Below are 8,077 nucleotides of genomic sequence, written 5' to 3'. Positions count from 1 at the left end.
ACCGTCGCCGACATCGACTGGGAACGCCACTACACCGCCTTCACCGCCACCCGCCCCAGCCCCCTCCTCACCGACCTCCCCGAAGTACGCCAACTGAGCGCGGCGGGTGCGGGCGTGGCCGGGACCGAAACGGTGTCGGGGCGTTCCGCCATGGCCGGGCAGCTCATCGCCCTGGACAAGGCTGACCAGGACCGGTTCCTGCTGGATCTGGTGCGCCGTTACATGGCGGTGGTCCTCGGGCACTCCTCGCCGGAGGCCGTCCCGGCCGACCGCGCTTTCAAGGACCTGGGCTTCGACTCGGTGATGGCCGTGGAGTTCCGCAACCGGCTCGGCGCCGCCACCGGACTGCGGCTCCCCGCCACCACCGTCTTCGACCACCCCACCCCGACCGCCCTGGCCCGCTATCTCAGGACCGAACTCCTCGGCGCCCCGGACGCAGCCGACGGACCGGCAAGGACCGCACTCCCGCACGTCGACGACGATCCGATCGTCATCGTGGGTATGAGCTGCCGTTTCCCCGGCGGAGCCAACTCCCCCGAACAGCTCTGGCAGCTCCTCACCCAGGGCACCGACGCCATGGCGCCGTTCCCGGACGACCGCGGCTGGGACCTGGATTCCCTGTATCACGACGACCCCGACCACCCGGGCACCTCCTACACGCGTGTGGGCGGCTTCCTCGGTGACGCGACGCGCTTCGACGCGGGCTTCTTCGGGATCTCACCCCGCGAAGCCCTCGCCATGGACCCCCAGCAACGCCTCCTCCTCGAAGCCTCCTGGGAAGCCCTCGAACACGCAGGCATCAACCCCCACACCCTCCGAGGCACCACCACCGGCGTCTTCACCGGCACCAACGGCCAGGACTACGCCACCCTCTTCACCCACCACCAACCCCAAGAACTCGGCGGCCACATCGGCACCGGCAACAGCGCCTCCGTCATGTCCGGACGCGTCGCCTACACCCTCGGCCTCGAAGGCCCCGCCCTCACCATCGACACCGCCTGCTCCTCCTCCCTCGTCGCCCTCCACCTCGCCGCACAAGCACTCCGCAACAACGAATGCACCCTCGCCCTCGCCGGCGGCATCACCATCATGGCCACCCCCGGCCTCTTCATCGAATTCTCCCGCCAACGCGGCCTCGCCACCGACGGCCGCTGCAAAGCCTTCGCCCAAGCCGCCGACGGCACCGGCTTCTCCGAAGGCATCGGCATGCTCGCCCTCGAACGCCAAAGCCACGCCCACCACAACAACCACCCCATCCTCGCCACCCTCCGCGGCTCCGCCATCAACCAAGACGGCGCCTCCAACGGACTCACCGCCCCCAACGGACCCTCCCAACAACGCGTCATCCGCCAAGCCCTGGCAAACGCCGGCCTCCACGCCGCCGACATCGACGCCGTCGAAGCACACGGCACCGGCACCACCCTCGGCGACCCCATCGAGGCACAAGCCCTCCTCGCCACCTACGGCCAAAACCGCGAACACCCCCTCCTGCTCGGCTCGGTGAAGTCCAACATCGGCCACACCCAAGCCGCCGCAGGCGTCGCCGGCGTCATCAAAATGATCCTCGCCATGCAACACGGCCTCCTCCCCCAAACCCTCCACATCGACGAACCCACCACCCACGTCGACTGGACCACAGGCAACATCGAACTCCTCACCAAACAGACCGAATGGCCGCAGACGGCGGGGGTCCGACGGGCAGGTGTGTCCGCCTTCGGCGTGAGTGGCACCAACGCCCATGTGATCCTCGAACAGCCCCCGGTGCTGTCCGCGCAGGAGTCGGTACGGGCCGAGCTGCCCGCCGTTCCGTGGGTGCTCTCCGGCGAGGGCGAAGCCGCGCTGCGGGCCCAGGCGGAGCGGCTGCGGTCCTTCGTCGAGGACCGTCCGGAACTCGAACCGGTCGACATCGCATGGTCGTTGGCGTCCACGCGTGCCGCGCTGTCCCACCGTGCCGTGGTCGTGGGCACCGACCGGGACGAACTGCTCAGCGGCCTGGATTCGCTGCTCACCACGGTCCCGGTGACGGGCGGGCTGGGCATGCTCTTCGCCGGTCAGGGCTCGCAGCGGCTCGGCATGGGCCGTGCACTGCACGCCGCCTACCCGGTGTTCGCACAGGCGTGGGACGAGGTGTGCGCGGAGCTGGAGACCCACCTCGGCCGTTCCCTCACCGAGGTCGTCTGGGGCGAGGACGCGGACCTGCTGCGCGAAACGGCCTTCACCCAGGCCGGTCTCTTCGCCCTCGAAGTCGCCCTCTACCGCCTCGTCAACTCGTGGGGCATCACCCCTGACCATCTCCTCGGCCACTCCATCGGCGAACTCTCCGCCGCACACGTAGCCGGAGTCTGGTCACTCCCCGACGCGGCAAAGATCGTCGCCGCACGCGGACGACTCATGCAGGCCCTCCCCGCAGGCGGAGCCATGGCCTCCGTAACCGCACCCGAAGCCGACGTTGTCCCCCTGCTCGACGACCGCGTCACCCTCGCCGCCGTCAACGGACCCTCCTCGGTCGTCATTTCCGGCGACGAAGACGCCGTGGAAGCCGTGACCGACACCCTGAACGCCCAAGGTGTGAAGACCCGTCGGCTGCACGTCAGCCACGCCTTCCACTCCCACCGCATGGACGCCATGCTCGACGACTTCACCGCCGTCCTGCACACCGTGGAATTCCACGCCCCCACCCTGCCCATCGTCTCCAACCTCACCGGCGACATCGCCGGCGACGAACTCTCCACCCCCGACTACTGGGCCCGCCACATCCGCGCAACCGTCCGCTTCGCCGACGGACTCAACACCCTCCGCACCCTGGGCACCACCACCCTCCTCGAACTCGGCCCCGACGGCTCCCTCACCACCCTCACCGACGGCCACGGCACCCCAGCCCTCCGCCACAACCGCCCCGAAGCACCCACCCTCATGACCGCCCTGGGCACCCTCCACGCCCGCGGCACCCACATCGACTGGCCCAGCGTGTTCCCCGGGGCCCGGCAGGTGGCCCTGCCCACCTACGCCTTCCAGCGCGAGCGCTACTGGCTGCAAGCGGAACGACCGCTTCCGGACTCCGAGCGCTGGCGGTACGAGCTGACGTGGACGCCGCTCACCGGCGCGGTCCCGGAGCGGGAGGCCGGGCTGTCCGGCACCTGGTGGGTGTTCACGGAGCCGGAGGCGTCCGGCTCGGCAACGGACGTGGTCGCCGCGCTGTCCGCGGCAGGGGCCGACGTACAGGTACGTACGGTCGCCGACCTGACCGGGACTTCCGAGAACCCCCAGGTCACGGCACCTGTCGCCGAGTCGGAGGCCGCCGCGCTCACGGGCGTGGTCGCGCTGCTGACCGCCGAATCGACGGTCGTGCTCGTGCAGGCCCTCGGTTCTTCCGGGGTGCGCGCCCCGCTGTGGGCCGTCACCCGGGGTGCGGTGCGCGTGGTCGACGGTGACGTGGTGGATCCGTACGGAACCGAGGTGTGGGGGCTCGGCCGGGTGGCCGCCCTGGAGCACCCCGGTCTGTGGGGCGGTCTCGTGGACCTCCCCGCCGAACTGACAGCGCCGGCCGCCGCCGCGCTGTGCGCCGTGCTGTCCGGCACCACCGGCGAGGACCAGGTCGCCGTTCGCGACTCCGGCCTGTGGGGCTGCCGTCTGAACCGGGCGATCCGCCCGGCGTCGTACCGGCACACTCCCTGGAACGGTCGCGGCACCGCGCTGATCACCGGCGGTACGGGGGCCCTGGGCGGCCACGTCGCCCGCTGGCTCGCCACCACCGGCGTCGACCACCTCGTCCTCACCGGCCGACGCGGACTCGACACCCCCGGCGCCACCGAACTCACCACCGAACTCGAAACACTCGGTGTACAGGTCACCATCGCCGCCTGCGACGTCGCCGACCACGGCGCCCTCACCGCACTCCTCGACACCCTCCCCGACCTCCGTACCGTCGTCCACGCCGCAGGCGTCCCCAGCTGGGGCGCCCTCGACGGGCTCACACCGGAGGAATTCGCCGACAGCGTCCACGCCAAGGTCACCGGGGCCCAGAACCTCCACGACCTCACCCGCCACCTGGAGCTCGACGCCTTCGTCCTGTACTCCTCGATCGCGGGCGTGTGGGGCAGCGGAAACCAGTCCGCCTACGCCGCGGCCAACGCCTTCCTCGACGGACTCGCCCACCACCGCCGCACCCAAGGACTCCCCGCCACCTCCGTCGCCTGGGGCATGTGGGACGGCGGCGGGATGGCGGTCGGCGGTGAGGACTTCCTCGTCGAGCGCGGGGTGTCGGGCATGGCGCCCGAGCTCGCCGTTGCCGCGCTGCGGCAGGCGATGAGCAACGACGAGACGGCCGTCGTGGTCGCCGACGTCGACTGGGCACGTTTTGGCCCGCTCTTCACCGCACAGCGTCCGAGTCCCCTGCTGAGCGAGCTGACGGCGGAGGCCGCCACGCCCGCCGGCACGGCTGTCGAGGTTGCGGACGGGCCCGTCGGCGCGTTCGCGGCCCGGCTCGCGGGACTGCCGGAGGAGGAGCGGAACCGTACCGTCGTAGAGCTGATCCGGGACCGGGTCGCGGAAGTGCTGGGGCACGCGGAGTCGGCCTCGGTCGGCCTGGACCGGACGTTCCAGGAACTGGGCTTCGACTCGCTGATGGCGGTGGAGCTGCGCAACCGGCTCGGCTCCGTCACCGAGCTGACCCTGCCCGCCTCGGTCGTCTACGACTACCCGACCCCGACGGCCCTGGCCGAGCACGTGTGCAGGGAGGCACTGGGGGTCGCCGAGGTGGTCCTCGCACCGGTGGCGACGCACGCCCCGGACGACGACCCGATCGTCATCGTCGGCATGGGCTGCCGCTTCCCCGGCGGCGTCGACTCCCCCGAGTCCTTCTGGGAACTGGTGAGTGCCGGCGGGGACGCCGTCTCGCCGTTCCCCACGGACCGCGGCTGGGACCTCGCCGACATCTACGACGCCGACCCCGAGCGCTCTGGCCGTTCCTACGTGCGGTCCGGCGGCTTCCTCCACGACGCCGCCGACTTCGACGCGGCCTTCTTCGGGATCTCGCCGCGCGAGGCGACGGCGATGGACCCGCAGCAGCGGCTCCTGCTAGAGACCGCCTGGGAGACCTTCGAGCGCGCGGGCCTCTCCACGGCCGACCTCAAGGGCAGCCGGACCGGCGTGTTCGTCGGGGCTTCGGCACAGGGCTACGGCGGCGGTGACGGCGAACTGCCGGAGGGTTCGGAGGGCTACCTCCTGACCGGCAACGCCAGCAGTGTCGTGTCCGGCCGGCTGTCCTACACCTTCGGTCTCGAAGGCCCCGCGGTGACCGTCGACACGGCATGCTCGTCGTCGCTGGTCGCCCTGCACTGGGCGGTGCAGGCGCTGCGGAACGGCGAGTGCTCGCTCGCTCTCGCGGGTGGTGTCACCGTGATGGCGACACCGGCAACGTTCGTGGAGTTCTCGCGGCAGCGGGGACTGGCCGCCGACGGGCGCTGCAAGGCGTTCGCGGGTGCCGCGGACGGTACGGGCTGGGGCGAGGGCGTCGGCATGCTCCTCGTCGAGCGCCTCTCGGACGCCGTGCGCAACGGCCACGACGTCCTCGCGGTCGTACGCGGCTCCGCCGTCAACCAGGACGGCGCGTCCAACGGCCTCACCGCCCCCAACGGCCCCTCCCAGCAGCGCGTCATCCGCCAGGCGCTGGCGAACGCGGGCCTGAGCACGTCCGAAGTGGACGCGGTCGAGGCGCACGGTACGGGGACCAAGCTGGGCGACCCGATCGAGGCGCAGGCGCTCCTCGCGACGTACGGGCAGGACCGCGAGCAGCCCCTGCTGCTCGGCTCGGTGAAGTCGAACATCGGACACACCCAGGCGGCCTCCGGTGTGGCCGGTGTGATCAAGATGGTCATGGCGATGCGCCACGGTGTGCTTCCGCAGACCCTGCACGTCGACGAGCCCACCCCGCACGTCGACTGGACGGCGGGTGCGGTGGAACTGCTCACCGACTCGACGCGTTGGCCCGAGACGGGTGCTCCGCGCCGTGCGGGTGTGTCGTCGTTCGGCGTGAGCGGCACCAACGCCCACGTCATTCTGGAGCAGTCCGCCCCGGCAACCGACTCCGAGGAGCCGAGGGCCCAACTCCCCGCATTCCCGCTGGTGTTGTCCGCCGAGAGCGAGACCGCACTGCGGGCGCAGGCCGAGCGGCTGCGGAACGCGGCGAACCGGACTCCGGACCTGGATCTCACGGATGCGGGCTGGTCCCTGGTGTCGGCCCGGACGCTGCTGTCGCACCGCGCTGTGGTCGTGGGCTCCGACCGGGACGAACTGCTGCGCGGCTTGGCAGCGGTCGCGCACGGGGAGCCCGCGCCGGGTGTGGTGACGGGCACGGCCGGATCTCCGTCGGGTGCGGTGTTCGTGTTCCCGGGCCAGGGTTCGCAGTGGACCGGCATGGCCAGCGAACTCCTTGCCACGTCGGCCGTGTTCACGACCCGTATGCAGGAGTGCGCGGACGCCCTGAACCCGTTCGTGGACTGGTCCCTCTTCGACGTCCTCGACGACGAGGAAGCCCTGCGCCGGGTCGACGTGGTCCAGCCGGTCCTGTGGGCCGTCATGGTCTCGCTGGCAGAACTGTGGCGCTCGTACGGAGTGACACCTGCCGCCGTCGTCGGACACTCCCAGGGCGAGATAGCCGCCGCCTGCGTCGCGGGCGGCCTGACGCTGGAGGACGGCGCCCGCGTCGTCGCCCTGCGCAGCAAGGCACTCCTCGCCCTCTCCGGACGCGGCGGCATGGTCTCCGTACCCCTCCCGGCCGACCAGCTCCGTGACCGCGACGGACTGTCCATCGCGGCCGTCAACGGACCCGCCTCCACCGTCGTCTCCGGCGACAACGAAGCGCTGGAAGCAGTCCTCGCGGACTTCCCGCAGGCCAAGCGCATCCCCGTCGACTACGCCTCCCACTCCGCACACGTCGAGGAAATCAAGGACGAACTGGCCGAAGCACTCGCGCCCGTCGCTCCCCACACCGGACACATTCCCTTCCACTCCACCGTCACCGGCCAACTCACCGACACCGCAGAGCTGGACGCGGCGTACTGGTACGAAAACCTCCGCCACACCGTCCAGTTCCAGGACACCATCGAGGCGCTCCTCCACACCGGACACACCGTCTTCGTCGAGGCCAGCCCCCACCCCGTCCTCGCGGCGGGCGTGCGCGACATCGCTGACGCGGCCGAGACGGCCGTCGTGGCGACGGGTTCGCTGCGCCGTGGTGAGGGGGACGTACGTCGGTTCCTGACCTCGGTTGCCGAGCTGTCGGCCTTCGGTGTCGTGACGGACTGGCATGCCGTGTTCGCCGGGAGCGGCGCGCGGCGCGTGGATCTGCCGACGTACCCGTTCCAGCGGGAACGCTTCTGGATCGAGCGGACCCCTGTGGCGGTCGCGCCTGCGGCGGAAGCGGACGGCGAGTTCTGGGCGGCGGTCGAGCGGGAGGACACCGAGTCCCTTTCGGCGTCCCTCGGGCTCGACGGCGAGCAGCTCAGCAGTCTGCTGCCCGCGCTGTCGGCCTGGCGCCGGCAGCGGAACGAACGGTCGGAGATCGAATCGCTCCGTTACCGCGTCGAGTGGCGGCCACTGACCGGCAACCAGCCCGCTTCGCTGTCGGGTTCGTGGCTCGTGGTCGTTCCCGAGGCCGAGGCGGAGCACCCGTGGGTCGCGGGCACCGTCGAGGCGCTGGCCGCCCATGGGGCCCAGCCGTCGCTGCTCGTACTCGGTGACAACGACCTCGGTCGTGCCGAGCTCACCGGGCGGCTCGGCGGAGCGGTGGGCCTCAGCGGTGTCGTTTCGCTGGTCGCTCTCGACGAGCGTCCGCACCCGGCCTTCGCGTCGGTGCCCGTCGGCTACGCGTGGACGGTACTGCTGTCGCAGGCCATGGGAGACACCGGGATCGAGGCTCCGCTGTGGAGCGTGACCCGGCAGGCGATGTCCACCGGGCCCCACGACGCCGTCGTCGGAATGCCGCAGGCCCTGGTGTGGGGTCTCGGCCGGGTCGTCGCACTGGAACAGCCTCTGCACTGGGGCGGGTTGGTGGACCTGCCCGAGACCGTCACGCCCA

The 8,077-nt window shown here is 71.2% G+C and carries 1 protein-coding gene; it reads left to right on the top strand.

Features of this window, described 5'->3' with window-relative positions:
• A partial coding sequence (locus tag ACFYVL_RS44515) for an SDR family NAD(P)-dependent oxidoreductase (RefSeq protein ID WP_389255899.1) occupies positions 1–8,077 on the top strand: 8,077 nt, incomplete at both ends.

Origin of the sequence: Streptomyces sp. NPDC004111 (assembly GCF_042874215.1) — a bacterium.
GTDB lineage: Bacteria > Actinomycetota > Actinomycetes > Streptomycetales > Streptomycetaceae > Streptomyces.
This window is presented reverse-complemented; position numbering and strand designations above follow the sequence as displayed.